The sequence below is a fragment of the Streptomyces termitum genome (assembly GCF_014650175.1).
Classification (GTDB): Bacteria; Actinomycetota; Actinomycetes; order Streptomycetales; family Streptomycetaceae; genus Streptomyces; species Streptomyces termitum.
The window spans coordinates 243,312-268,979 of sequence record NZ_BMUL01000008.1; the positions used below are offsets into that span (position 1 = coordinate 243,312).

General features: G+C 75.3%; 21 protein-coding genes. 16 read left to right on the forward strand and 5 right to left on the reverse strand.

All coding sequences use genetic code 11. From position 1 onward, the window contains the following. The 16 genes from asnB (at position 1) to IE219_RS17655 (ending at position 20,567) form a co-directional block, all read left to right on the forward strand. Positions 1–1,941: an asparagine synthase (glutamine-hydrolyzing) gene (gene asnB, locus IE219_RS17580; protein ID WP_189978374.1), complete on the forward strand. Its 1,941-nt coding sequence runs from the start codon at positions 1–3 to the stop codon at positions 1,939–1,941. Between the two features lie 55 nt (positions 1,942–1,996). Then, a complete protein-coding gene (locus tag IE219_RS17585) occupies positions 1,997–4,186 on the forward strand; it encodes a bi-domain-containing oxidoreductase (protein WP_189978376.1) in 2,190 nt (729 codons plus the stop codon). Next, a complete protein-coding gene (locus IE219_RS17590) occupies positions 4,183–6,126 on the forward strand; it encodes a heparinase II/III family protein (protein ID WP_189978378.1) in 1,944 nt (647 codons plus the stop codon). Before IE219_RS17585 ends, IE219_RS17590 begins: the two co-directional genes overlap by 4 nt. 8 nt (positions 6,127–6,134) lie before the next feature. Continuing rightward, complete coding sequence (locus IE219_RS17595; protein WP_189978380.1) at positions 6,135–7,688, forward strand: right-handed parallel beta-helix repeat-containing protein; 1,554 nt, start codon at positions 6,135–6,137, stop codon at positions 7,686–7,688. Continuing rightward, positions 7,685–8,905 (forward strand): O-antigen ligase domain-containing protein, encoded by a 1,221-nt coding sequence (locus IE219_RS17600; RefSeq protein WP_189978382.1) that lies wholly within the window; start codon positions 7,685–7,687, stop codon positions 8,903–8,905. Before IE219_RS17595 ends, IE219_RS17600 begins: the two co-directional genes overlap by 4 nt. Before the next feature lie 7 nt (positions 8,906–8,912). After that, complete coding sequence (locus IE219_RS17605; RefSeq protein WP_189978384.1) at positions 8,913–10,124, forward strand: glycosyltransferase; 1,212 nt, start codon at positions 8,913–8,915, stop codon at positions 10,122–10,124. Continuing rightward, positions 10,121–11,356 (forward strand): class I SAM-dependent methyltransferase, encoded by a 1,236-nt coding sequence (locus tag IE219_RS17610; protein WP_189978386.1) that lies wholly within the window; start codon positions 10,121–10,123, stop codon positions 11,354–11,356. Before IE219_RS17605 ends, IE219_RS17610 begins: the two co-directional genes overlap by 4 nt. Next, the gene (locus IE219_RS17615) at positions 11,353–12,147 is read left to right on the forward strand and encodes a glycosyltransferase family protein (RefSeq protein ID WP_189978388.1); all 795 of its coding nucleotides are present in this window, start codon (positions 11,353–11,355) and stop codon (positions 12,145–12,147) included. Before IE219_RS17610 ends, IE219_RS17615 begins: the two co-directional genes overlap by 4 nt. Then, on the forward strand, positions 12,144–12,791 hold the full coding sequence (locus IE219_RS17620; RefSeq protein WP_189978390.1) for a PIG-L deacetylase family protein: 648 nt from the start codon (positions 12,144–12,146) through the stop codon (positions 12,789–12,791). Before IE219_RS17615 ends, IE219_RS17620 begins: the two co-directional genes overlap by 4 nt. A 3-nt stretch (positions 12,792–12,794) precedes the next feature. Then, positions 12,795–13,820: an NAD-dependent epimerase/dehydratase family protein gene (locus IE219_RS17625; protein ID WP_189978392.1), complete on the forward strand. Its 1,026-nt coding sequence runs from the start codon at positions 12,795–12,797 to the stop codon at positions 13,818–13,820. A 59-nt stretch (positions 13,821–13,879) separates the two neighbouring features. Continuing rightward, positions 13,880–15,136 (forward strand): DUF4910 domain-containing protein, encoded by a 1,257-nt coding sequence (locus IE219_RS17630; RefSeq protein WP_189978394.1) that lies wholly within the window; start codon positions 13,880–13,882, stop codon positions 15,134–15,136. A gap of 52 nt (positions 15,137–15,188) precedes the next feature. Continuing rightward, entirely contained in the window at positions 15,189–16,469 is a 1,281-nt protein-coding gene (locus IE219_RS17635) for an MATE family efflux transporter (RefSeq protein ID WP_229849832.1), read from the forward strand. Between the two features lie 7 nt (positions 16,470–16,476). Beyond that, positions 16,477–17,424 (forward strand): glycosyltransferase family 2 protein, encoded by a 948-nt coding sequence (locus IE219_RS17640; RefSeq protein ID WP_189978396.1) that lies wholly within the window; start codon positions 16,477–16,479, stop codon positions 17,422–17,424. A 65-nt stretch (positions 17,425–17,489) separates the two neighbouring features. After that, positions 17,490–18,692 carry a polysaccharide pyruvyl transferase family protein gene (locus tag IE219_RS17645; protein ID WP_189978567.1) on the forward strand — a complete coding sequence of 401 codons (1,203 nt, stop codon included), beginning with the start codon at positions 17,490–17,492 and terminating at the stop codon, positions 18,690–18,692. Beyond that, entirely contained in the window at positions 18,689–19,240 is a 552-nt protein-coding gene (locus tag IE219_RS17650) for a dTDP-4-dehydrorhamnose 3,5-epimerase family protein (RefSeq protein ID WP_189978398.1), read from the forward strand. Before IE219_RS17645 ends, IE219_RS17650 begins: the two co-directional genes overlap by 4 nt. A 7-nt stretch (positions 19,241–19,247) precedes the next feature. Beyond that, positions 19,248–20,567 carry a glutamate-1-semialdehyde 2,1-aminomutase gene (locus IE219_RS17655; RefSeq protein WP_189978400.1) on the forward strand — a complete coding sequence of 440 codons (1,320 nt, stop codon included), beginning with the start codon at positions 19,248–19,250 and terminating at the stop codon, positions 20,565–20,567. 24 nt (positions 20,568–20,591) lie between these two features. On the opposite strand, the gene IE219_RS17660 is transcribed toward IE219_RS17655, so the two are convergent. From IE219_RS17660 to IE219_RS17680, 5 genes are all read right to left on the reverse strand, one after another. Continuing rightward, positions 20,592–21,311, reverse strand: coding sequence for a phosphatase PAP2 family protein (locus tag IE219_RS17660; RefSeq protein WP_189978402.1), 720 nt, complete (start codon positions 21,309–21,311; stop codon positions 20,592–20,594). 69 nt (positions 21,312–21,380) lie between these two features. Further along, a complete protein-coding gene (locus IE219_RS17665) occupies positions 21,381–22,298 on the reverse strand; it encodes a pirin family protein (protein WP_189978404.1) in 918 nt (305 codons plus the stop codon). Positions 22,299–22,390: 92 nt separating this feature from the next. Then, a complete protein-coding gene (locus IE219_RS17670) occupies positions 22,391–23,098 on the reverse strand; it encodes a DNA alkylation repair protein (protein ID WP_189978406.1) in 708 nt (235 codons plus the stop codon). Positions 23,099–23,129: 31 nt separating this feature from the next. Further along, complete coding sequence (locus IE219_RS17675) at positions 23,130–24,338, reverse strand: MFS transporter (RefSeq protein ID WP_189978408.1); 1,209 nt, start codon at positions 24,336–24,338, stop codon at positions 23,130–23,132. A gap of 75 nt (positions 24,339–24,413) precedes the next feature. Continuing rightward, the gene (locus tag IE219_RS17680; RefSeq protein WP_189978410.1) at positions 24,414–25,454 is read right to left on the reverse strand and encodes a hypothetical protein; all 1,041 of its coding nucleotides are present in this window, start codon (positions 25,452–25,454) and stop codon (positions 24,414–24,416) included. Positions 25,455–25,668: the final 214 nt, after the last annotated feature.

Sequence of the window (25,668 nt, forward strand, 5' to 3'; positions counted from 1 at the left end):
ATGTGTGGCATCGCAGGCACGTACCGGTGGCCGGACGGGAAGGCCGTCGCCGACCGGCTCACCGACACCCTCGCGCACCGGGGGCCGGACGGTTCGGGGCGGTACGGCCGTTCCGTCGGTGACGGGGAGGTGCACCTCGGGCACCGCAGGCTGGCCATCGTCGACCTGTCCGACACCGGGGCCCAGCCGATGGCCTCGGACGGGCTGGTCCTGACCTACAACGGGGAGCTGTACAACGCGCCGGAGCTGCGGGCCGAGCTGGCGGCGGCCGGAACGCGCTTCCGGGGGACCTCCGACACGGAGGTGCTGCTGGAGGCGTGGCGGCGCTGGGGCACGGACTGCCTGCCCCGGCTGCGTGGCATGTTCGCGTTCGGGGTGTTCGACGAGCGGACCGGGGAACTGGTGCTGGTCCGCGACCAGTTGGGGATCAAGCCGCTGTTCCTGATGCGGCGGGGCGAGGGGCTGGTGTTCGCCTCGGAGCTGAAGGCGCTGGCGGCGGTGACCGGGGGCACCCCGGAGGTGGACCACGCGGCGCTGGTCGCGTCGCTCCTCTACTACTGGGTGCCGGACTCGCGGTGCGCGCTGCGGGGGGCGGAGAAGCTGCCGCCGGGGAGCTGGCTGCGGCTGCGGCCGGACGGGCGGACGGAGCGGGGCCGGTTCTGGGACCTGCGGGAGGTCGCGGCCGAGGGCCGGGACCGGGCGCGGGCCGGTGAGGTGCCGGACCTGGCGGCGGTGGTGGAGGAGTCGACCCGGCGGCACCTGCTGTCCGACGTGCCGGTGGCGACCTTCCTCTCCGGCGGGCTCGACTCCAGCTGGCTGACGGCGCTGGCGGCCCGGCACCGGCCGGGGATCGCGGCGTACACGATCGGCTTCCGGGCCGAGGACGCCCGCTTCGAGGCGATGCCGGACGACCTGCGCTACGCCCGGCAGGTGGCGCGGCGGTTCGGGGTGGACCTGCGGGAGATCGAGATCGCCCCGGACGTGCTCGACCTGCTGCCCCGGATGACGTACCACCTGGACGAGCCGATCGGCGATCCGGCGGCGATCAACACCTTCCTGATCTGCTCGGCGGCGCGGGAGGCCGGGGTGAAGGTGATGCTGTCGGGGATGGGCGCCGACGAGTTGTTCGCCGGCTACCGCAAGCACCTGGCGAACCTGCTGGCGGTGCGCTACCGGCGGGTGCCGGGGCCGGTGCGGCGGGGGGTGTCGGCGGCGGTGGACCGGCTGCCGGTGGCCTCGGCGCGCCGGGGGTACCGGTCGGTGCGCTTCGCGAAGCGGTTCCTGTCCTTCGCGGACCTGCCGGAGGAGACGGCGTTCCGGCGGAGCTACACCATGTACGACCGGGGCGAGCTGCTCGGGCTGATCGATCCGGACCTGGCCGGGACGGTGGACGACGTGCTGGCCGAGCACGCGGACGTCTACCGCGACAACGACCTGGACGACTTCGTCAACCGGATGTGCCTGGGCGACGCGCGGATGTTCCTGCCGGGCCTGAACCTCGCCTACACGGACCGGTCGAGCATGGCCGCGTCGACCGAGGTGCGGGTGCCGTACGTGGACGTCGAGGTGGTGCGGGCGGCGTTCGCGGTGCCCGGCGACCGCAAGATCGTGGGACGGCAGGGGAAGGCGGCGCTGAAGGAGGCGGCCACCTCGATCCTGCCCCGGGAGATCGTCTACCGGCCCAAGGGGCTGTTCAGCGCCCCGCTGCGGGCGTGGATGAGCCGGGACCTGGCGCCGCTGGTGCGCGAGGTGGTGAACGACGGCGAGCTGGTCCGGTCCGGTTTCCTGCGGCGGGACGCGCTGCGGCGGCTCGTCGAGCAGGACGCGGCCGGGCACCAGGACTACTCCAAGCACCTGTGGCACGTGCTGACCCTGGAGCACTGGTACCGGGGCCTGGTGTCCGGTGCCGGGGCGGGGCACGGCCCCTCCCCGACGGCGTAGACGAAGCAGAGCACGGCGTGGCGAAGCAGAGAGCACAGAGAGCGCGAGGAGTCCGGTGAAACAGGTCGTACAGAACTACAAGAGCGGCGAGTTGGCGCTGCTCGACGTGCCGGTGCCGGGGTGCAAGCCCGGGGGCGTGCTGGTGCGGACCGCCTATTCGCTGATATCCACCGGGACCGAGCTGATGAAGGTCTCCGAGGCGGGCATGTCGATGGTGGGCAAGGCCCGCTCGCGGCCGGACCAGGTGGCCAAGGTGGTGCAGAGCGTGGCGACGAACGGGCTGCCCGCGACGTACCGCAAGGTGATGGGGAAGCTGGACTCGTACACGCCGCTGGGCTACTCGCTGTGCGGGGTGGTCGAGGAGGTCGGGGCGGGGATCGACGACGTGGCCGTGGGCGACCTGGTGGCCTGCGCGGGCAACGAGCACGCGCTGCACGCCGAGCTGAACTGGGTGCCGAAGAACCTCTACGCGCCGGTGCCGGACGGGCTGGCGCCCCGGCACGCGGCCTTCGGGACCGTCGGTTCGATCGCGCTCCAGGGCGTCCGGCAGGGCGAGCCGCAGCTCGGCGAGGTGGCGCTGGTGATCGGCCTCGGGCTGATCGGGCAGCTGGTGGCGCAGCTCCTGACCGCCGCGGGCGTCCGGGTGGTCGGGGCGGACCCCGATCCGGCGCGCTGCGCGCTGGCCGAGCGGCTGGGCGCGGCGGCCTGCGGCGATCCGGGGTCGGCCGCGGTGGCGACGGCCGTCGCCGAGCTGACCGGCGGGCACGGCGTGGACCAGGTGTACCTGGCGGCGGGCGGCGGCAGCAACGAGCCTGTGGAGCTGGCCGCCCGGCTGTGCCGGGACCGGGGCCGGGTGGTGGACATCGGCAAGTGCCGGCTCGACCTGCCGTGGAACGCGTACTACGAGAAGGAGCTGGACGTCCGCTTCTCGCGGAGCTACGGCCCCGGGCGCTACGACCCGTCGTACGAGCTGGAGGGGCGGGACTACCCGATCGGTTACGTGCGCTGGACCGAGCGGCGCAATCTGGCCTGCTTCCTCGATCTGGCGGCCCGGGGCGCGGTGGACGTGGAGCCGCTGGTGTCGCACGTCGCGGAGTTCGACGAGGCGGTGGAGACGTACCGCTCGCTGGAGGACGGCGGGCTGAAGGCCGTGGCCGTGCTGTTCCGGTACGCCGGCCGGCCCGCCGAGGAGGCGGCTCCGGCCCCGGTGGTGGCGGTGCCCGCGGTGCCCTCGGGGTCCGGGGCGGGGCGGGCCCCGGTGCGGCCCGCCGGGTCGCCGGTGCGGCTGGCGTTCGTCGGCGCGGGGAACTACGCGTCGTCGATGCTGCTGCCGCACCTGGTGGGCCGCGAGGGCGTCGAGCTGTCGACGGTGGTGACCACGACGGCGCTGTCGGCGGCCAACGCGCGGCACAAGTTCGGTTTCGCGCGGGCGACCACCGACCTCGACGCGGTCCTCGACGACCCGGCGGTCGACGCGGTGTTCGTGGTGACCCGGCACAGTTCGCACGCCGAGCTGACCCGCCGGGCGCTGCTCGCGGGCAAGGCGGTCTTCGTGGAGAAGCCGCTGGCGCTGACCGAGGAGGAGCTGGCCGGGGTCCTCGAAGCGGTGGAGAAGTCGGGCAACGACCGTCTCCAGGTGGGCTTCAACCGGCGGTTCTCGCCGCTGCTGCGGGAGGCCGGGGAGCGGTTCGGCGCCCGCGGCGGGCCGGCCAGCCTGCGCTATCTGGTGAACGCGGGCCGGCTGGACCACGGCAGCTGGTACCTGCGGCAGGACAGCGAGGGGTCGCGGTTCGCCGGTGAGGGCGGGCACTTCGTCGACACGGCGAGCTGGCTGATCGGCGCGGACCCGGTGTCGGTGTACGCGGCGGCCACCCCCGGCAACGAGGACCTCCAGGTCGTGCTGGGCTACCCGGACGGGTCCACCGCCACGATCAGCTACGTCACCAGCGGCGCGTCCGGCTTCCCGAAGGAGACCCTGGACCTGCTCGCGGACGGCCGGGTGCTGCGGCTCGACGACTTCGTCCGGGCGTCGGTGTACGGCCGCAAGCGGTGGGTGAGTTCGCGGCTCCCGCAGGCCCGGGACAAGGGGCAGAACGCCGAACTGGCGGCGTTCGTACGGGCGGTACGGACCGGCGGTCCGATGCCGGTGCCGCTGGAGTCGCTCGTCGCCACCACGGCGGCCACCCTGGCGGTGCGGACCTCCCTGGCCACCGGTGTGCCGGTGACCCTGGCGGCGCCGCGATGACGATGAGCGCGGGCTGGTACCTGCGGCGGCTGTCCCGGATGGGGCCGCGGGAGATCGGCGGGCGGGCGGCCGACGCGGCGCGCCGGCGGCACTGGCGGTCGGCCCGGCCGGCCTGCCCGCGGGTGGCCGGTGCCCGGTTCGCGTCGGTGCTGCCCGAGGGGGCCCTCGACGCGGTGGCGCCGGACGCCGCGAAGCGGCTGGTGGCCGAGGCGGACCGGCTGATGGCCGGGCGGGCGGTCTTCTTCGGGGTGGAGCGCGACGACCTGGTCTCCCCGGACTGGTGGTACGACCCGAAGACCGGGCGCCGGGCGCCGTGGGGCTACGCCTTCGACGTGCCGTACCGGGACGAGGAGGCGGTCGGCGACATCAAGCAGATCTGGGAGCCGTCGCGGCACCAGTACCTGACCGTGCTCGCCGCCGCCTACGCGCTGACCGGGGACGAGCGGTACGCGGAGCGGGTGGCCGCGCACCTGCGGTCGTGGTGGGCGGCGAACGCGCCGCTGCGCGGGGTGCACTGGACCAGCGGCATCGAGCTGGGCATCCGGCTGCTGTCGTGGGTGTGGGTGCGGCGGCTGCTCGACGGCTGGCCGGGCGCGGCCGGGCTGTTCGAGGAGAACCCGGTGGCGCTGCGGCAGATCTGGCACCACCAGCGCTGGCTGGCGGCCTTCCCCAGCCGGGGTTCCTCGGCCAACAACCACGTGATCGCCGAGGCCGCGGGGCAGCTGGCCGCGTCCTGCGCGTTCGGCTGGTTCCCCGCCTCCCGGCGGTGGCGGGCCGACGCGCTGCGCTCGCTCGAACGGCACCTGCGGGGCAACACCTTCCTCTCCGGGATCAACCGGGAGCTGGCCAGCGAGTACCACGGCCTGGTCCTCGAACTGGGCCTGGCGGCGGTGGCCGAGGCGGACACCGCCGGCGTGCCGGTGCCCGCGACGGTGCGGCTGGTGCTGCTGCGGATGACGGACGCGCTCGCGGCCGTCGTGGACGACCGGCTGCGGCCGCCGCGCCAGGGCGACTCGGACGACGGGCACGGGCTGGTCCTGGACGGGGAGGGCACCGACCGGTGGGGGTCGCTGCTGGCCACCGGGGAGGCGGTCTTCGGCCGGCTCGACTGGTGGCCGTCGGTGCCCGGCACCGACGTGCGCACCCCGCTGCTCGCCGCGCTGGTCCGGCCGACCCGGCTCGCGGCGAAGCGCCCGGCGGCCCGGCCGGCGCACTTCGCGGACGCCGGGCTGACCGTGCTGCGCGGCCCGGACGGGATCTGGTGCCGCTGCGACGGCGGCCCGCACGGCTTCCTGTCGATCGCCGCGCACGCCCACGCGGACGCGCTGTCGGTGGAGGTGCGGCACGACGGGGTGGACGTGCTGGCCGACCCGGGGACGTACTGCTACCACGGGCAGCCGGAGTGGCGGCGGTACTTCCGCTCGACGCTGGGCCACAACACCCTGGAGTGGGGCGGCGCGGACCAGTCCGTCTCCGGCGGGCCGTTCCTGTGGACCCGGCACGCCCGCACCCGGGTCCTGGTCGCGGAGCCGTCCGGCGAGGGGGTGGCCCGCTGGTGCGCCGAGCACGACGGCTATCCGGGGGTGACGCACCGCCGCCGGGTGGAGCTGACGGCGGCGAGCCGGGAGCTGCGGGTGGTGGACGAGGTCCGGGGCGGGCGGGGGCCGGTGCGGCTCGCCTTCCACCTGGGACCGGAGGTCGCGGCGGAGCTGACGGGAGACCGGGCGGTGCTGCGCTGGACCCGGGACGGCGAGGACCGCTCGGCGGTGCTCGACCTGCCCGGGGCGCTGTCCTGGCGGGCGCACCGGGGCGAGAGCGGGCCGCCGCTGGGCTGGTACTCGGCGGGCTTCGGGCGCAAGGAGCCCAGCACCACCCTGGTCGGCACCGGTTCCACCGACGGCACGGCGGAGTTCACCACCGTGCTCGGGTTCCGCGGCTAGGGGGGCGCGTGGGGATCGAACGGCGGCACCGGGCGGTGCCGGCGGCACCGCTGGTGCTGCTCCTGCTGGCGGCCGGCTGCACGGGGGCCCCGGACGCTCCGGCGCCGGGCCCGTCGGCCGCGCGGCCGGGCGCGGTCGCCGCGCCCGGCGCGTCCGGCACGCCCGTGGCCCGGGTGTGCGGGGCGGCGGGGACCGGTCCCGTACGGCCTCCGGCGGGGGCGGTGACGGTCGATCCGGCGGTGGCCGGCGATCTGGCGGCGAAGACGGCGGCCGCTCCGGCGGGCACCGTCTTCTGGCTGCGGCCGGGCCGGCACCTGCTCGCGCCGGGGCCGTCCGCCCAGGTCGAGCCGAAGCCGGGCGACCGCTACCTGGGGGCGCCGGGCGCGGTGCTCGACGGGCGGCGCGCCCACGCGTACGCGTTCGGCGGCACCGCCTCCGGCGTCACGCTGAGCCACCTGACCGTGCGGGGGTTCGCCGCGCCGCGCGACGAGGGGGTGGTGAACCACGACATGGCCGACGGATGGGTGATCGAGCACGTGACGATCGAGGACAACTCCGGTGCCGGGCTGATGGCCGGGGCCCGGCAGCGGCTCCGGTCCAGCTGTCTGCGGCGCAACGGCCAGTACGGGATGAACGCGTACAAGACCGGTGACACGATCACCGGCCTGGTGGTGGAGGGCAACGAGATCACGGGCAACAACACCGACGACTGGGAGCGGCGCGAGCCGGGCTGCGGCTGCGCCGGGGGGATCAAGTTCTGGGCCGTGGACGGCGCCGACGTGCGCGGCAACTGGGTGCACGACAACCGCGGTCCCGGCCTGTGGGCGGACACCGACAACAACGACTTCCTCGTCGAGGGCAACCTCCTGGAGGGCAACGACGGGGCCGCGCTGATCTACGAGACCAGCTACAACGCGGTCGTCCGGAACAACACGCTGCGGCGCAACGGCCTGGTGGAGGGGCGGGCGGCCGCCGAGGACGGCGACGACTTCCCGTACGGGGCCGTCTACGTCTCCGAGTCCGGCGGCGAGCCCCGGGTCCCGGCCCGCACCGACCGGATCGAGATCTCCGGGAACGTGCTGGAGGACAACTGGTCCGGGATCACCCTGTGGGAGGACGCCGACCGGTTCTGCGGCAGCCCCGCCCAGACCTCCACCGGCTACTGCACCCGTCTGGTGAAGGACCCGGCCCGCTGCGCGCCGCCGGGCATCGCCGCCCCGCCGCTGCGCGCCGACTGCCGGTGGCGGACCCGGCGGGTAGAGGTGCGGGGCAACCGCTTCGCGCTGGACCCGGCGGCCGTCGGGTGCGCCGGCGGCTGCGGCCGGATGGCGGTGCTGGGCGGCGAGGGCACCGGGCCCGCGTGGTCGCCGTACCGGGGCTCCGGGGTGGCCGCGGCGGTCGCCCGGGGGCAGGAGAACCGCTGGCACGACAACGCGTACACCGGGCCGTGGACCTTCGTCGCCGAGACGCCGGGCCGGACGCTCGACTTCGGGCGGTGGCGGGCCGCGCCGTACCGGCAGGACGCGGGCAGCACCCTGCGCGCGGGGCGGGGGGCGCGGTGACCGCGACCCGCGTGCCGCGGACCGTCGGGGTGGTCTGGGCGCTGCTGGCCCTGAACACGCTGGGCTCCGCCGGGGCGAAGACCGTGATCGCGCTGCCCCGTTCGCTGATCCAGATGGCCACCATGGGGGCGCTGGTCGCCGCCTTCGCGCTGGCGCTCGCGGTCAACCTGCGGCTGCGCTTCCGGCCCAGTGCCTTCGTCTTCCTGCTGACGCTGCTGCTGGTGCCGAGCGTGATCTCCAGCGTGCATCTGGAGGTGGGGTACGGGGCGCTGTTCCGCTGCGCCCGGCTGGCCCTCTTCGTGGGCACGCTGTGGCTGCTCAGCCGCTGGTGGGACGGGGGGCTGACCTTCGTCCGGTACCACGTCCGGATGTACTTCGCGGTGCTCTGCCTGGTGGCCGCCGGGCTGGTCGTCGCCCCGGGCACGGCGATGCCGGAGTACTACGGCGGGCGGCTCGTCGGCGCGCTGTGGCCGCTGACGCCGCCGCAGATCGGGCAGTACGCGGCGGTGGTCATCGGGCTGACCGTCCTGCTGCTGGTGGGGCGGCGGGTGGACCGGACCGGCGCGGTGGTGGTCGTCGTGCCGTCGCTGGTGCTGCTCCTGATGACCCACACCCGGACGGCCACGCTGGGGCTGCTGATCGGGCTGGTCCTGGCGATCGGCTCGCTGGTGATGACGAGTGCGGCCGCCCGCCGGTTCTTCGCCTGGGCGGTGGTGTGCGCCTCGGTGGCGGCGGTGGTGTTCAGTGCGGCGCTGCGGGCGTGGTTCCTGCGCGGGCAGAGCCAGGAGAACTTCTCCAACCTGACCGGCCGGGCGAAGGTCTGGGACGCGCTGCTGGGGACGCCCCGGACGCTCGGCGAGGAGGTCTTCGGCACCGGTCTGGGCGACAAGTCCTTCGACGGGCTGCCGATCGACAGCAGCTGGCTGGCCGTCTACCACGAGCAGGGGCTGCTCGGCCTCGTCCTGGTGTCGGGGATCCTGCTGGTGCTGGGCGGGGTGGCGCTGCTGCGGCCGCCGTCGCTCCCCCGGGCCTGCGCGATCTTCCTGATCAGCTACTGCGCGCTCTCCTCGTACACCGAGGTCGGGCTCGGCGACGCCTCGGCCTATCTGCTGCACCTGGCGCTGGCCGCGTCGCTGCTGGCGGTGCCCGCCCCGGCGCCGGCGCCGCCGGTGCCGGACGTTCCCCGACACCATGTCCCCCGATGGGCCAGGAGGTGACCTGACCATGCATGTCCTTGTGGTGCACAACCGCTACTCCTCGGCGCAGCCGAGCGGGGAGAACCGGGTGGTCGACGAGGAGGTCGGGCTGCTGCGGGCGGCCGGCCACCGGGTCGGGCTGTTCGAACGGCGCAGCGACGACATCGCCGCCCGGTCCCTGGCGGGCAAGGCCGCGGTGCCGTTCCTGGTGCCGTGGAACCCGGGGGCCCGCAGGGAGCTGGCGGCGCGGCTGCGCGCGGAGCGGCCGGACGTGGTGCACGTGCACAACGTCTTCCCGCTGCTGTCGCCGTCGGTGCTGGCCGCCTGCGCCGACGCGGGCGTGCCCGTGGTGGCGACGCTGCACAACTACACGCAGGTCTGCCCGCCGGGCACGCTGCACCGGGACGGCCGGGCGTGCTCCGAGTGCGTCGGCTCGGTGGCGGCGCTGCCCGCCGTGCGGCACGGCTGCTACCGGGACTCGCGGCTGGCGACGGTTCCGCTGGCGGTGACCATGACGGTCAACCGGCGGCGGTGGTGGTCCGGCGTGGACCGGTTCTTCTGCATCTCGGCGGCCCAGCGCGACGTGCTGGTGCGGTCCGGGATGCCGGCCGAACGGCTCGTGGTGAAGCACAACTTCGTGCCCGATCCGGGCACGGTCCGGACGGACGGCGGCGAGCACCTGCTCTTCCTCGGCCGGCTCACCGAGTCCAAGGGGGTGCGGCCGCTGATGGCGGCGTGGGACGCGCTCGCGGCGGACGGCGGGGCGGGCGTGCCGCTGGTGCTGGCCGGCGCGGGCCCGCTGGAGCGGGAGGTGGCCGCGTGGGCGGCGGGCCGGGACGACGTGCGCTACGCGGGCCTGTACGACCCGGAGGAGTGCCGGCGGGCGGTGGCCCGGTCGGTCGCCGTGGTGGCGCCGTCGCTCTCCATGGAGACCTTCGGTCTGGTGGTCGCGGAGGCGATGGCGGCGGGCGTCCCGGTGGTGGCCGCCGCGCACGGCGCCTTCACGGAGCTGGTCGAGGACGGGGTGACCGGGCTGCTGCACCGGCCGGGCGACGCGGTGTCGCTGGCGGCCGGGCTGCGCGAAGTCGCCGCGGACCCGGTGCGCAACCGGGAGATGGGGCTGGCGGCCCGGGGCCGCTACGAACGGCGCTTCAGCCCGTCGGTCGGGCTGGAGCGGCTGCTGGAGGAGTACCGCGCCGCGATCGCGGCGCGGACGGAAACGATGGGGGGCAGTCAATGACACGTTGCCGACTGTGCGGTTCGACGGCGCTGGCGAGCGTCGTCGACCTGGGGGCGACACCGCCGTGCGAGAGCTTCCTCTCGGCGGACCGGCTGGACCAGCCGGAGCCGGCGTACCCGCTGCACCTGCGGGTCTGCACGCACTGCTGGCTGGCGCAGCTCCCGCCGCTGATCACGCCGGAGGAGACCTTCCAGGAGTACGCGTACTTCTCCTCCTTCTCCACCTCCTGGGTGGAGCACGCGCGGAGCTTCGTCGGCGGCGCGGTGGAGCGGCTGGGGCTGGACGCGGACTCGTTCGTGGTGGAGGTGGCGAGCAACGACGGCTATCTGCTGCGGCACGTGGTCGACCGGGGGATCCGCTGCCTGGGCGTGGAGCCGTCGGTGAACGTGGGGGCGGCGGCGCGGGAGGCGGGCGTGCCCACGCTCACCGCGTTCCTGGACCCGGCGACCGGGGAGGCGGTGCGGGCCGAGCACGGTCCGGCGGACCTGGTCGTCGCCAACAACGTGTACGCGCACATCCCGGACGTGGTGGGCTTCACGCAGGGGCTGCGGGCCCTGGTCGCGGACGACGGCTGGGTGTCGATCGAGGTGCAGCACCTGCTGACCCTGATCGAGGAGAACCAGTACGACACGATCTACCACGAGCACTTCCAGTACTACACGGTGGCGTCGGCGGCGCGGGCGCTGGCGAGCGGCGGGCTGACGCTGGTGGACGTCGAGCTGCTGCCGACGCACGGCGGGTCGATCCGGCTGTGGGCGCGGCCGGACGGGGTCGCCGGGGAGCCGGGCGCGCGGGTGGCGGAGGTGCTGGACCGGGAGAAGGCGGCCGGGCTCCAGGAGCTGTCGGGGTACACCGAGTTCTCCGCCCGGGTGGCGAAGGTGCGGCGGGACCTGCTGCGGTTCCTCATCGACGCGGCCGAGCGGGGCGAGACGGTCGTCGGCTACGGCGCGCCGGGCAAGGGCAACACGCTGCTCAACCACTGCGGCGTGCGGCCCGACCTGCTCGCGTACACGGTGGACCGCAATCCCTACAAGCACGGCCGGTTCACCCCGGGCACCCGCATCCCGGTCCTGCCGCCGGAGCGGATCGCCGCCGACCGGCCGGACTACGTCCTGGTCCTTCCGTGGAACCTGCGGGAGGAGCTGGTCGAGCAGCTGTCCTTCGTGCACGAGTGGGGCGGCCGCCTGGTCTTCCCCATCCCGGAACTGAGCATTGTCGAGGTCGAGCGATGAAGGTCGTACTGTTCTGCGGCGGTTACGGGCTGCGCATGCGCGCGGGCGCCTCCGACGACGTGCCCAAGCCGATGGCGATGGTCGGGCCGCGGCCGCTGATCTGGCACGTCATGCGCTACTACGCGTCGTTCGGGCACAAGGAGTTCATCCTGTGCCTGGGCTACGGGGCCCACCACATCAAGGACTTCTTCCTGAACTACGCGGAGACGACGTCCAACGACTTCGTGCTGCGGGGCGGGCGGACCGAGCTGCTCTCCACCGACATCGCGGACTGGACGATCACCTTCGCCCAGACCGGGATCGAGTCGCCGATCGGGGAGCGGCTGCGGCGGGTGCGGCACCACCTGGAGGGGGACGAGATGTTCCTCGCCAACTACGCGGACGTGCTGACCGACGCCCCGCTGCCGGAGATGATCGAGAACTTCGCGCGGCGCGACGCGGGCGCGTCGATGATGGTGGTGCCGCCGCAGTCCTCGTTCCACTGCGTGGAGCTGGCCGAGGACGGCCTGGTGGGCGGCATCACGGCGGTGAGCGAGCTGCCGCTGTGGGAGAACGGCGGCTACTTCGTGCTCCGGCAGGAGGTCTTCGACCACATCCCGGAGGGCGGGGACCTGGTGGCCGACGGCTGCGCCGGGCTCGCCAAGGACAACCGGCTGGTGGCCTACCGGCACCGCGGCTTCTGGAAGCCGACCGACACGGTGAAGGAGCGGGCCGCGCTCGACGAGGCGTACGCCCGGGGCGACCGGCCGTGGGCCGTGTGGGAGCGGGGCGCGGCGGGGGTGGTGGCGTGATACGGCTCGGGGCGGGGCGCCTGGAGCGGATCGCGGCGGTGGGCGCGCACTGCGACGACATCGCCATCGGCGCCGGCGGCACCCTGCTGACGCTGTGCCGGGCCAATCCCGGGCTGCGGGTGGACGTGCTGGTGCTCTCCGGCGGGGGCGGCGAGCGGGAGGACGAGGAGCGGGCCGCGCTCGCCGCGTTCTGTCCGGGCGCCGACCTGCGGGTGACGGTGCTGAAGCTGCCGGACGGGCGGCTGCCCGTGCACTGGGACGAGGCCAAGGCGGCGGTGGAGGAGCTGCGCGGGCGGACCGATCCGCAGCTCGTCCTGGCGCCGCGCGCGGAGGACGCGCACCAGGACCACCGGGGCCTGGCGCGGCTGGTCCCGACGGCGTTCCGCGACCATCTCGTGCTCGGCTACGAGATCGTCAAGTGGGACGCCGACCTCGGCCGGCCGGTGGCCTACCAGCCGCTGTCGCCGGAGGTTGCCGAGGAGAAGGTGCGGCTGCTCCAGGGGCACTACGCCTCGCAGCGGCACCGTCCCTGGTACGACCGGGAGGCCTTCCTCGGCCTGGCCCGGATCCGCGGCATCGAATGCCAGACGCGTTACGCCGAGGCGTTCGCCGTCACCAAACTCACTCTCGATCTGGGGGAATGAACCGTGCGCGTACTGCTGACCGGGCACCAGGGCTACCTGGGCACCGTCATGGCTCCCGTCCTCGCGGCGGCCGGGCACGAGGTCGTCGGGCTCGACTCCGGCCTGTTCGCCGACTGCGTCCTCGGCCCGCCGCCGGCGGACCCGGCGGGGCACCGGGTGGACCTGCGGGACGTCACGTCCGAGCACGTGGCCGGGGTGGACGCGGTGATCCACCTGGCGGCGCTCTCCAACGACCCGCTGGGCTCGCTGGCGCCGGAGCTCACCTACGACATCAACCACCACGCGTCCGTGAAGCTGGCCCGGCTGGCCCGGGAGGCGGGGGTGGGCCGCTTCCTGTACGCGTCGACGTGCTCGGTCTACGGCGCGGCCGGCGGCGACGAACTGGTCGGCGAGGACGCCCCGTTGCGTCCGGTGACGCCGTACGCGGAGTCGAAGGTGCGGGTGGAGGACGACCTGCGCGCGCTGGCCGACGACGACTTCACGCCGGTGTACATGCGCAACGCCACCGCCTTCGGGTACTCGCCCCGGCTGCGCGCGGACATCGTGCTGAACAACCTGGTGGGCCACGCGCTGCTGTCCGGCGAGGTCCTGGTGCTCTCCGACGGCACGCCCTGGCGCCCGCTGGTGCACGCCGCCGACATCGCGCGGGCCTTCGCCGCCGCGCTGACGGCTCCCCGGGAGGCGGTGCACGACCGGGCGTTCAACATCGGCAGCGAGGTCAACAACGTGACGGTCGCGGACATCGCCGGGCAGGTCGCCGAGGCGGTGGACGGCGCGAAGGTGCGGATCACCGGGGAGACCGGCGCCGACCCGCGCTCGTACCGGGTGGACTTCTCCCGCTTCCGGGACGCGGTCCCGGGCTTCGACTGCGAGTGGACGGTGAAGCAGGGCGCGCTGGAGCTCGCCGACGCCTACCGGGAGCACCGGCTGTCCCGGGAGGGCTTCGAGCGGCGCTTCACCCGGCTCGCCGTGCTGCGCGCGGCGTCCGAGTCCGGTGCGGTGGACGGCACCCTGCGGTGGCGCCGGTGACCGCGCCGGCCGGCCCCCCGGCGACCCCGGGGGGCCCCGCGGCTCCGGCCGGCGCGGAGATGCACGCGCTGGTGGAGCGGTTGTACCCGCTGTGCCGGAGCATCACCGGCGACGGGGTGCGGGCCACCCTGGACATCGTCGGCGAGCACCTTCCGCTCCGGGTCCACGAGGTGCCGACGGGGACGCCGGTGCTGGACTGGACGGTGCCGCAGGAGTGGAACATCCGGGACGCGTACGTCGCCGACCCGGCCGGGAGACGGGTCGTGGACTTCGCCGCGTCCAGCCTGCACGTGCTGGGCTACAGCGTGCCGGTGGCGGCGACGATGCCGCTGTCGGAGCTGCGGGAGCACCTGCACACGCTTCCGGAGCACCCGAAGTGGGTTCCGTACCGGACGAGTTACTACAAGCCGGACTGGGGGTTCTGCCTGGCGCAGGAGACCCTGGACGCGCTGCCGGAGGGGCCGTACGAGGTGCGGATCGACTCCACGCTCGCCGACGGCCACCTCACCTACGCCGAGCACGTGGTGCCGGGTCAGGTGGAGGACGAGGTGCTCGTCTCCTGCCACGTCTGCCACCCGGCGCTGGCCAACGACAACATGGCCGGGGTGGCGGTGGCGGTGTTCCTCGCCAAGGAGCTGGCGGAGCGGCGGCCGTACCACACCTACCGGTTCGTCTTCGCGCCCGGCACGATCGGGGCGATCACCTGGCTGGCGCGGAACGCGGAGCGGATCGACCGGGTCAAGCACGGTCTGGTGCTGGCCTGCGCGGGCGACCGGGGGCCGGTGACGTACAAGCGGAGCCGGCGCGGCGACGCGGGCATCGACCGGGCGGTGCGGCACGTGCTGGCCGCGTCCGGACGGCCGCACCGGGTGGTGGACTTCACGCCGTACGGCTACGACGAGCGGCAGTACTGCTCGCCCGGTTTCGACCTCGGCGTGGGCTCGCTCACCCGGACCCCGTACGCGGGCTATCCGGAGTACCACACCTCGGCGGACGACCCGTCCTTCGTCTCCCCGGAGGCGCTGGCGGACACGCTCGCCGTCTGCCGGGAGGCGTTCGCCGTCCTCGACCGCGACCGGCGGTACGTCAACCTCAGCCCTTACGGCGAACCGCAGTTGGGGCGGCGGGGGCTGTACGACGCGGTCGGCGGGCGCAGCGACACCAAGCAGGCGCAGATGGCCATGCTGTGGGTGCTGAGCCTGTCCGACGGCGAGCACGGCCTGCTGGACGTCGCCGAGCGGTCCGGGCTGCCCTTCGGGACCGTCGCGGACGCGGCCGACGCGCTGGCCGCGGCCGGGCTGATCAAGGCGGCGTGACGGGGTGACCACCGGGGAGGAGAGGAAGACGGCGCGGTCCGGCGCCCGGGGCATGGCCGGCCGGCTGTCGTGGGGGCTGGCCGACCAGGCGGCCTCCAGCGTGAGCAACTTCGCGGTGGGGGTCTACGTGGCCCGCTCGCTGGGGCTCGCGGCGTTCGGCGTGTTCAGCCTGGCGTGGGTGACCTACGGCGTGGTGCTGAACGTCTCCCGGGGGGTGGCCACCGATCCGCTGGTGGTGCGCTTCAGCGGGGCGCCGGACGCCGACTGGCGGCGGGCGGCGGGCCGTTCGTCGGGGGCCGCGCTCGGTCTGGGCGGCGCCGTCGGCGCGCTGTTCGTCCTGGTCGGGCTGGGCCTGGGCGGCGAGGTGGGGGCCGCGTTCGGCTGCCTGGGGGTGGTGCTTCCGGCGCTGCTGCTCCAGGACGCCTGGCGGTTCGCCTTCTTCGCCGCGGGCGCGGGCCGGAAGGCGTTCGTCAACGACGTGGTGTGGGCGGTGGCGCTCGTCCCGGCCATGGTGGTGGCGGCCCGGGTGGGCAGCGTGGCGGCCTTCGTGCTGGCCTGGGGCGGTTCGGCGGCGGTGGCGGCCGGGTACGGCTGCCTCCAGTCCGGGCTGCGCCCCCGGCTCGCCGGGGCCCGCGAATGGCTCCACGAGCACCGCGACCTCGGCTACCGGTACCTGGTGGAGAACGTCAGCAACAGCGGCGCGGCCCAGCTGCGGGCGTACGGGCTGGGCGCGCTCGCCGGGGTCGGCGCGGTGGGCGCGGTCCGGGGCGCCGAGCTGCTGCTCGGCCCGTTCCTGGCGGTGCTGATGGGGCTCTCCCTGGTGACCGTCGCGGAGGCGGCCCGGGTGCTGCGGCGGTCTCCGGACCGCCTCGGCTCCTTCTGCCTGCTGCTGGGCGGCGGGCAGGCGCTGGCCGCCCTGCTGTGGGGCGCGGCGCTGCTCCTGGTGCCGGACCGGGCGGGCGCCTTCGTGCTCGGCGGGGTCTGGGAGTCCGCCGCGCTGCTGATCGTGCCGGCCACGCTCGGCGTCGTGGGCGCCGGGCTGGGCACCGGCGCGGCGGCCGGGCTGCGCGCGCTCGGCGCGGCCCGGCGCAGCCTGCGCGCCCAGTTGTTCGCCTCCGCCTGCTACGCCGCGGGCGGGCTGGGCGGGGCCGCCGCGGCCGGCGCGGTCGGCTCGGCGTGGGGCGTCGCCGCGGCGACGCTCGGCAGTTCGACCGTGTGGTGGCTGCAGCTGAGGTCCGGGCTGCGGGAGCACCGGCACGGCCCCGCCGGGGTGCCGGCGGGGCAGTCAGACAGCGGACCAGTGGACCAGCGAAGTGGTGAAGCAGCGAAGTGAGGACGTCATGACCGCCCGACCCCGGCTGAGCATCGGCCTGCCCGTGTACAACGGCGAGGAGTACCTCGCGGAATCCTTCGACGCCCTGCTCGGGCAGACCTACGGGGACTTCGAACTGGTCGTCTCCGACAACGCCTCGACCGACGGCACCCAGGAGATCTGCCGGGAGTACGCGGGGAAGGACGCGCGGATCCGCTATCTGCGGCTGCCCCGGAACATCGGCGCCGCGCCCAACCACAACCACGTGTTCACCGAGTGCCGGGGCGAGCTGTTCAAGTGGGCCTCGCACGACGACCTGTACGCCCGGGACCTGCTGCGGCGCTGCGTGGAGGCGCTGGACGAGCGGCCCGGGGTGATCCTCGCCCACGCCGACCAGGCGGTCATCGGGGAGGACGGGCAGGTGAAGGTGCCGTACGCGTACACCCTCGCCACCGCCTCCCCGCACGCCCCGGAGCGCTTCCGCAGCATGCTGTTCGAGCCGGGCGGCGACGACTTCTACGGGGTGATGCGGGCCGATGTGCTGCGGCGGGTGAAGCCGCACGACAGCTACCACCACGCGGACCGCACCTTCGTCGCCGAGATCGGGCTGAACGGGCCCTTCCACCAGGTGCCGGAGCTGCTGTACTTCCGCCGCGACCACCCCACCCGGGCCGAGCGGGCGAACCCGTCGAAGCGGTCCCGGTGCGTCAATCTGGACCCGCGCCGGGCGGGGCCGCTGCACCCGACGCCCCGGCTGCTCGCCGAGTACGTGTGGGGGTTCGTCGCGGCGATCCGGCGGGCGCCGCTGTCCGCCGCCGACCGGCGGGCCTGCTACCGGCACCTGGCCGAGTGGGCGGCGAGCCGGGCCCGGCCGGGCGCCGGGGAGCGGGTCGAGGACCGGGCCCCGGTCGATCCGGCGCAGCTGGAGGTGTCGGTCGACGCGCTGGTCGCGGGGCGCGAAGGCCGCCGGGCGTGACCCGGGCACGGGGTCCGGCGGGCGCGGCCGGGGCGCGGGCCGGGAGGCGGGGTCAGGCCGCCGGGGTGCGGGTCGGGGTCTTCGGTCTGCTCGGCTCGGGGAACCTCGGCAACGACGGCTCGCTGGAGGCCCTGCTCGGGCATCTGCGCGCCGCCCGGCCGGAGGCGGTGGTGGACGCGCTGTGCGGCGGTCCCGAGGCCGTCACCGCCCGGTACGGGATACCGGCGACGCGGCTGCACTGGTTCCGGGGCGAGTACCGGACCGCGTCGCGGGCGGGTGCGATCGCGGGGAAGGGCCTCGGCAAGCTCGTGGACGCCTTCCGCACCGCCGCCTGGGTGCGCCGGCACGACGTGGTGGTCGTGCCGGGGATGGGCGTCCTGGAGGCCACGCTGCCGCTGCGGCCGTGGGGCTTCCCGTACGCCCTGTTCCTGCTCTGCGCCTCGGGGCGGCTGCTGGGCGTCCCGGTGGCGCTGGTCGGGGTGGGCGCCGCCCCGATCGGCGAGCGGGCGACGCGGACCCTGGTGCGCTGGTCGGGCCGGCTGGCCGCGCACCGCTCGTACCGGGACGCCGCCTCGCGCGAGGCGATGCGGGCGATGGGGGTGGACACGGCGCGCGACGCGGTCCACCCGGACCTGGCCTTCGCGCTGCCCGCGCCGCCGCCCGTCCCGGCGGCGCCGGGCACGGTCTGCGTCGGCGTCATGGACTTCCACGGCGGCAACGACGACCGGGCCGAGGCCGGGGAGATCCACCGCCGTTACGTGGAGGGCACGACCCGGTTCGTCGGCGCGCTGGCGGCGGAGGGGCGGCCGGTCCGGCTGCTGACCGGCGACGGCGCCGACACGGCGGTGGTCGAGGCGATCCTCCGGGCGGTGGACTCGCCGCTGGTGACCGCCGCGGGGGCGGCGTCGCTGGCCGAGCTGACGGCGGAGGCGGCGGCCGCCGACGCGGTGGTCGCGACCCGCTACCACAACCTGGTGTGCGCGCTGAAGGCCGGCACGCCGACGCTCGCGCTCAGCTACGCGGCCAAGAGCGACGCGCTCATGGCGGAGCGGGGGCTCGGCGCGTACTGCCATCCGGCGCGCGCGGTCGACGCCGACCGGCTGCTCGCGCAGTTCCGGGAGCTGGAGAAGGACGCCGACGGGCTGCGCCGGACCCTCGCCGACCGGAACCGGGACGCCGCGCGGCGGCTCGACGACCATCTGACCGCTCTGACGGCGGCGCTGTTCCCGGCGTCCGCCTCCGCATCCATTCCACGGGAGACGCCATGAGGGCGACCTCGGTGCCGGAGATCTCCGGCGCCTACCTGTTCGAGCCGACGCCCTTCGCGGACGAGCGCGGCTCCTTCTGCCGCACCTTCGACGCGGAGGTGTTCCGCTCGGTGGGCCTCGATCCGGACGCCTTCGTCCAGGACAGCCTGTCCCGCTCGGCGCGGGGTGTGCTGCGCGGGCTGCACCTGCGCTCCGGCGCGGGCGAGTCGAAGCTGGTGCGGTGCTCGTACGGGCGGGTCTTCGACGTGGTCGTGGACCTGCGGGAGGGCTCGCCGACGTACCGGAACGTGGGCGTCTTCGAGCTGTCCGGGGAGACGCAGACGAGCCTGTACGTCCCCGCGGGGTGCGCGCACGGCTTCCAGGCGCTGACCGGGCCCGCCGACGTCTCGTACCGGATCGACCGGCCGCACGACCCGGCCGAGGACGTGACGATCGCCTTCGACGATCCGGAGCTGGCGGTGCCGTGGCCGCTGCCGCCGGTGTCGGTGTCCCGGCGGGACCGGGAGGCGCCGGACCTCGCCGCCTACCTGAAGCAGAAGGGGAGTTGAGGAGGCCGTGGAGAACGAGGAGTTCGCGCTGCCCCTGTCGCGGGCGGCGAACGAGCGGCTGCACGCCCTCGTCCCCGGGGGCGCGCACACCTACGCCAAGGGCGACGACCAGTACCCGGAGGGGCTGGCGCCGGTCATCAGCCGCGGTCTGGGCGCCCACGTGTGGGACGTGGACGGCAACCGGTACGTCGAGTACGGCTCCGGCCTGCGCTCGGTGAGCCTCGGGCACGCGCACCCGCGCGTGGTGGAGGCGGTCCGGCGGGAGCTGGAGCGGGGGGCGAACTTCGTCCGGCCGTCGGTGGTGGAGATCGAGGCGGCGGAGCGCTTCCTGGCGACGGTGCCGACCGCCGAGATGGTGAAGTTCGCCAAGAACGGCTCCGACGCGACGACGGCGGCGGTGCGGCTGGCCCGCGCCGTCACCGGGCGGGAGCGGGTGGCGGTCTGCGGCGACCAGCCGTTCTTCTCGGTGGACGACTGGTTCATCGGGACGACGCCGATGTCGGCCGGGATCCCGGACACCGGTCTGACGGTGTCCTTCCCCTACGGGGACCTGGCCGCCACGGAGGCGCTGCTCGCCCGCCACGAGGGGGAGGTGGCCTGTCTGATCCTGGAGGCCGCGACCCAGGAGGAGCCGCCGCCGGGCTATCTGGCGGGGCTGCGGGCACTGGCCGACCGGCACGGCTGCCTGCTGGTCCTGGACGAGATGATCACCGGTTTCCGCTGGTCGGAGGCGGGTGCCCAGGGGCTGTACGGGGTCGTTCCGGACCTCTCGACCTTCGGCAAGGCGCTGGGGAACGGGGTGGCGGTCTCGGCGCTGGCCGGGCGGCGCGAGGTGATGGAGCGGGGCGGGCTGCGGCACTCCGGCGACCGGGTGTTCCTGCTGTCCACCACGCACGGCGCGGAGACCCACGCGCTGGCCGCCGCGATGGCCGTCCAGACCGTCTACACGGAGGAGGGGATCACGGCGCGGCTGCACGCCCTCGGGGAGCGGCTGGCGGCCGGGGTCCGGGAGGCGGCCCGGTCCGCGGGCGTCGAGGAGCACGTCGTCGTACGGGGGCGGGCGAGCAATCTGGTCTTCGCCACCCTCGACGGGGAGGGGCGGCCCTCGCAGGAGTACCGCACGCTGTTCCTGCGGGAGTTGCTCGCGGGCGGGGTGCTCGCGCCGTCGTTCGTGGTGAGCAGCGCGCTCACGGACGCCGACATCGCCCACACGGTCGACGCGGTGGCCGGGGCGTGCGCGGTGTACCGCAAGGCGCTCGACGCGGGCGATCCGGCGCCCTGGCTGGGCGGCCGGCCGGTGAAGCCGGTCTTCCGGCGCCGGGCCTGACGCGGAGGGGGCTGTGGGGCCGGTTCAGCCGCCGGTCCCGGCCCCCGTGCCGGCCTCGGCCCGGGGCCGCTCCCCCGCCGTCCGGTCGAGGAGCAGGGCGACGGCCGGGACGACCGCCAGAGCGGTGCACCCGCCGCCGACGGTGTCGGTGGGGTAGTGCGCGTCGAGGAGGACCTGGGCCCCGCCCATGGCGGCGCCGGCGAGGAGTGCGGCGGTGAGGACGAGGAGCGTGCCCGCGGGGCCGCCGAGGCGGAGCCGGCCGGCCGCGAGCAGCGCCAGGGTGACGGCGAGCGCGGTGAGGAAGGCGGTGTGCCCGCTCGGGTAGGAGAGGTGGCCGCCGTTGATGGTGCGTCCGGCGAGCGGTTTGAGCAGGGTCGTGGCCACCACGGCGGTGCCGGGCCCCGCGACGGCGAGGACCGCGGCGCGGGGGCGCCACAGCAGCAGGCAGGCCGCCGCGAGGGCGGCGACCAGGACCGCCGCCCCGAGGGGCTCCCCCAGGAGGTCGACGGCGAGGGCGAGGTCCCGGCCGGTGGGCCCGGTGTCCTCAAGGGCGGTCCTGATCCGCAGGTCCAGGGCGTGCGGGCCGCCCTCTCCGGCGTACCGGACGCCGAGCAGGGCGGCGGCGAGGGCGGCGAGGACCGCGACCGTCCCGAGCCCGGCGCGCAGCGGCGGGGGCAGGAGCGTCCAGGGTGGCCGGTCGGCCGGGCGGGGGGTGCCGGGGAAGGTCGTCCGGGGCCGTGTCACCCGTCGATCATAGGCGGGCGCGGGCGGCCGACGGGGTCGTAACTCCCGCACGGGCGGGGTGGTTTCAGGTCATTTCGGGTTGCGGCGCGGCTTGAGGGGGGTGGTGGGGAGTTCGGGGGCGGGGAGGCGGTCGCCGGGGTAGCCGGTGACCGTGCCGAAGCGGTCGGAGGCGGCGGCCCAGTCCTCGCGGGCCTGCCGGATCTCGGCGTCGGTGCGGGCGATGAAGTTCCACCACATGACGATCTCCTCGCCGAAGGGCGGGCCGCCGAGGAGGACGGCGCGGGCGCGGCGGGGGGAGGTGTTGGCGAGGGTGAGGGCGGCGCGGCCGGGGGCGGTGCAGCCGAGTTCGGCGGGGCGCAGGGGGGTGCCGTCGAGGGTGACGTCGCCCTCGTCGACGAGGAGGCCGTGCTCGAACTCCGGGTCGGTGTCGAGGGTGACGGAGGCGCCGGGGTCGAGGAGGATCTCGGCGCCGAGGAGGGGGGTGAAGGTGGGCACCGGGGAGGTGTCGCCGGCCAGGGTGCCGAGGAAGACGCGGAGTTCGGCGCCGTCGACGCGGACCGGGGCCGGGACGTGGTGGGCGAAGGCGCGGGGGGTGTCGCGGTGGGCGTCGGGGAGCGCGACCCAGAGCTGGACGCCGTGCAGGAGGGTGGTGTCGGGGGTGGAGACCTCGGAGTGGGCGATGCCGTGGCCGCCGGTCATGAGGTTGATCTCGCCGGGGCGGACGGCGGCGTGGCTGCCGAGGCTGTCGCGGTGCTCGATCTCGCCGCTGAACAGCCAGCTCACGGTCTGGAGTCCGATGTGGGGGTGGGGGGCCACGTCCATGCCGCCGGTCGCGGCGACGGGGTCGGGGCCGTAGTGGTCGGCGAAGCACCAGGCGCCGATCAGGGTGCGGGCGCGCTGCGGGAGCGTGCGCCGTACGGTCATCGCGCGGGGGCCGCCCAGCGGGACGTCCCGGGGCGTGAGGACCTCGACCTTCGTGTCGGCCATCTCCGACCCCTCCTCGTTCTCCAGTTAGTTTCGATTTCAACCATTGTCGGTGACGGACCGCCCCGCCGCAAGTCCATGATCCACCGCCGCCCCTACTCCCCCTCCGCCTTCGCCCTCGCCGCCTCCTCCCGGCGGACCATCTCCCCGATCCAGGCCGGCGCGTAGGGAGAGGTGCAGCCCGGCGGGGTCGGGTGGTCCTTGAGGACGCCGAGGCGCTCGCCGATGGCGAGCGCCCGCTCGCGGTGGTCCGGGTGCTCGATGCCGATCCGGGCCAGGCAGGTGTTCATCGCCCACTGGAGCGGCTCGGGGGCGTCCTTCATCTCCGCCTCCACCGCGTCCAGGAGGCCGTCCAGGTCGAGCCCGGCGGGCTTCTTCACCACGCGGTCGGCGGTGAGCGACCAGCCGGCCGCCGCGACCACCGGGTCCGCGTCGGCCAGCCAGGCCGTGCGCAGCTCCTCGGCGTGCGGCCCCTTCAGCACCACCTGGCCGAGGAGCCAGTCCCGCACCTTGGGGGCGCGGGCCTCGCGCAGCATCCCGTCGAGCTCCTCCCGGCCGAACTCCCGGGGCCGGCCCGCCAGCAGCGCGACGAGACGCGCGGCGGTGTCACCGCTCGCCCACAGCCCGCGCGCCAGCTCCTGGTCCGGGCCGACCCGCTTGGCCAGGGCCCGGAGCTTCGTGAGGTTCACCCCGTGGTCGTCGCCGTGCCGCTCGTTGACGGCGCGCATCCGGGGGTTCTCCAGCGCGGCCAGCTCCGCCCGCACCCCGTCGACCGTCGCCGCCGCCTTCGCCGTCCCGCTCATCCCCGGCCTCCCGTCCGTTCCCGTACGGCTTTCACCCTACGGTTCCCGGCCGGGCCCGTCGCAGCAGGTAGCCGCCGGCGGAGGCGGCGAGCACCAGCATGCAGACGAGGAAGACCTGCCCGGCCCCCTCCAGGCCGAGGGGCCCGGCGAGCAGCCCGACGCCGATGACGGGCAGGGAGATGCCGGTGTACGCGACCACGAAGAGGGACGAGATGACGGCGGCCCGCCGGTCGGCCGGGGAGGCGGCGGCGACGGCCGAGAGCGCGGCGCGGAAGGCCAGGCCCTGGCCGGTGCCGCCGACCAGGGCCGCGAGGACGACGAGGACGAGCAGGTCGGTGAGGAGGGCGGCGGAGAGCAGGGCCAGACCGGCGAGGAGGACGGCGCAGCCCAGGGGCAGCGAGCGGACCGGTCCGACGCGGCCGGCGGCGGTCTGCCCGGCGATCGAGGCGAAGAAGGCGAGGGCGACGACGAGGCCGGTGACGGCGTGGTTGTCGACGTGCAGGTAGCGGCCGAGGAAGGCGGGGGCGACCGAGGTGAAGACGCCGAAGAGGGCGAAGCCCACGAAGGAGGCGACGGCGGCCGGCACGAACACGGCCCGCACCTCGGGCGGCAGGGCGGGCCTGCGGGGGCGTACGGCGCTGAGGGGGCGACGCTCGGCGACCGTCTCCGGCAGCCGCTGGAGGACCAGGGCGGCGGCCGCGACGAGCGCCAGGTGGACGGCGAACGGCAGCAGCAGCGGCTCGGGGGCGTACTCGGCGAGCAGGCCGGACAGGAGCGGCCCGCAGCCCAGACCGCCCATGTTGGCGGCGGTGGCGACGAGGGTGGCGCGGGCGGCGCCGCCCGGCGGGGCCAGCTCCATGACGTAGGCGGTGGCGGCGCCGGTGAAGAGGCCCGCCGACAGGCCGGACAGCAGCCGGCCCGCGTACAGCCAGCCCAGCGCGTCGGCGGCCAGGAAGCAGCCGGCGCTCGCCGCCGCGAAGCCGAGTCCCCAGCGGAGGGCCGGGCGGCGGCCGACGGTGTCGGAGGCGTTGCCCGCGAGGAGGAGGACGCCGAGGACACCGAAGGCGTACACGGCGTACACCACCGTGACCGTGAGTTCGGAGAAGCCGAACTTCTCCTGGTAGAGGGGGTAGAGCGGGGTCGGGAGGGTGGTGCCGGTCATGCACACCACGAAGACGGACCCGCCGAGGAGGCACCGCGCCCACCTCCGCCGGCCGCGCCCTGCGGGCTCGTCGGACATACCCGCGACCGTAACCCGGCGGACGCCGTCCGCCCCGGCGGCGCGGGACGCGTCGCCGGGACGCGGGCGCGCGGGTCAGCAGTGGGTGTCGTGGTGGGCGTCCCAGTGGTGGAGGGCCCGGAGGGCGGTGGCGCGGGTGCGGGGGGTGGCCGGGGTCGGGTCGAGGAGGTAGTCGGCGACGGGGGTGAGGAGGAGGGCGGTGTCCGGGGCGGGGGTGAGCAGCCGGGCCCGGTCCCAGGTGTGCCGGATGACGGTGCGCCGCAGCAGGGTGCCCCGGCGGGCCGGGGCGCGCCGGGCCCGGACGCCGGCCCGGCGGCGGTGCTCCGCGTCGAGTTCGGGGTCGAGGGCGGCGCGCACGGCGGCGAGGCGGCCGAGCGGGAGGTGGTCGGCGGCGTGGTCGAGGAGGTCCGCCGCCTCGGGGGCGAGCCGGTAGGCGGCGAGGACGGCGGCGGTCTCGGCCGGTTCGAAGGGCTGCCGGGTGAGGCCCGCGACGTCCAGGAGGGTGACCGGTCCCGGCGGCAGGACGGGGCCGTGGAGCCGGGTCTCGGCGAGGGCGATGAGGCATTCGACGTGCGCGTCGGCGACGAGGAAGGGCCGGACCGGGACCGCCGAGCCGTCGCCGGGCAGGGCGGCCGTGGTGAGGTGGACGCGGAACCACGGGTCGACGAGCGGGTCCTCGGCGGGCCAGTGCACGGTGACGGCGGTGTGCCGGGGGCGGTCGCCGAAGAGGGAGACCTCGATGCGCTCCACCGGCCGGTCGGTGACGAGCCGGATCACCGCCTGCCACAGCGCCGCCTCGTCCGGGGCGACGAGGTCGAGGCTCTCCAGCGGCCGCAGCAGCCCGGCCGGGTAGTAGCCGGCGAGCGGGAGGCCCCGGATGGCGCGGACGCCGGTGGAGGTGGCGAGGCGGTCGGCGAGGCGGGCGTAGGCGTCGGCGCGGTCGCGGGCCCGGTGGAGTTCGGCGCGGGCGGGCTCGCCCATCCGGACGCCGTCGCGCACCAGCGCGGAGAGCACCAGGTGGGGGAGGTGGCGGCCGGTCCTGGCGCGGTGCAGGAGCTCGGCCGGTCCGGCGGCCGGGTCGGCTCCGAGCAGCCGGTAGAGCAGTGCGGTGTTCACGGGCGTCCGCCTCCGAACGTCAGGGTCAGTCCCGGCGGCACGGGTGGCCGAGGGGGCGGGGGGTGGCACCGGGGGACGGCTCCGGCCCTCCCTCGGCACGGCCATGGTGACCTGCGGGGTTCAACGCCCGATCACCACCGGCTCAACACGCTCTCGACACCGGGTGCGGCACTGTGGTTAAAAGGTGCCTCAGAATCCGACATGTGCGCCGAAC

What these genes read in the sequence shown, in the direction of transcription:
- IE219_RS17665 (WP_189978404.1), bottom strand. Translation starts at nt 22,298, where the DNA reads ATGGCCGACACGAAGGTCGAGGTCCTCACGCCCCGGGACGTCCCGCTG.
- IE219_RS17675 (WP_189978408.1), bottom strand. Translation starts at nt 24,338, where the DNA reads ATGTCCGACGAGCCCGCAGGGCGCGGCCGGCGGAGGTGGGCGCGGTGC.
- IE219_RS17590 (WP_189978378.1), top strand. Translation starts at nt 4,183, where the DNA reads ATGACGATGAGCGCGGGCTGGTACCTGCGGCGGCTGTCCCGGATGGGG.
- IE219_RS17605 (WP_189978384.1), top strand. Translation starts at nt 8,913, where the DNA reads ATGCATGTCCTTGTGGTGCACAACCGCTACTCCTCGGCGCAGCCGAGC.
- IE219_RS17615 (WP_189978388.1), top strand. Translation starts at nt 11,353, where the DNA reads ATGAAGGTCGTACTGTTCTGCGGCGGTTACGGGCTGCGCATGCGCGCG.
- IE219_RS17650 (WP_189978398.1), top strand. Translation starts at nt 18,689, where the DNA reads ATGAGGGCGACCTCGGTGCCGGAGATCTCCGGCGCCTACCTGTTCGAG.
- IE219_RS17635 (WP_229849832.1), top strand. Translation starts at nt 15,189, where the DNA reads ATGGCCGGCCGGCTGTCGTGGGGGCTGGCCGACCAGGCGGCCTCCAGC.
- asnB (WP_189978374.1), top strand. Translation starts at nt 1, where the DNA reads ATGTGTGGCATCGCAGGCACGTACCGGTGGCCGGACGGGAAGGCCGTC.
- IE219_RS17610 (WP_189978386.1), top strand. Translation starts at nt 10,121, where the DNA reads ATGACACGTTGCCGACTGTGCGGTTCGACGGCGCTGGCGAGCGTCGTC.
- IE219_RS17640 (WP_189978396.1), top strand. Translation starts at nt 16,477, where the DNA reads ATGACCGCCCGACCCCGGCTGAGCATCGGCCTGCCCGTGTACAACGGC.
- IE219_RS17630 (WP_189978394.1), top strand. Translation starts at nt 13,880, where the DNA reads ATGCACGCGCTGGTGGAGCGGTTGTACCCGCTGTGCCGGAGCATCACC.
- IE219_RS17670 (WP_189978406.1), bottom strand. Translation starts at nt 23,098, where the DNA reads ATGAGCGGGACGGCGAAGGCGGCGGCGACGGTCGACGGGGTGCGGGCG.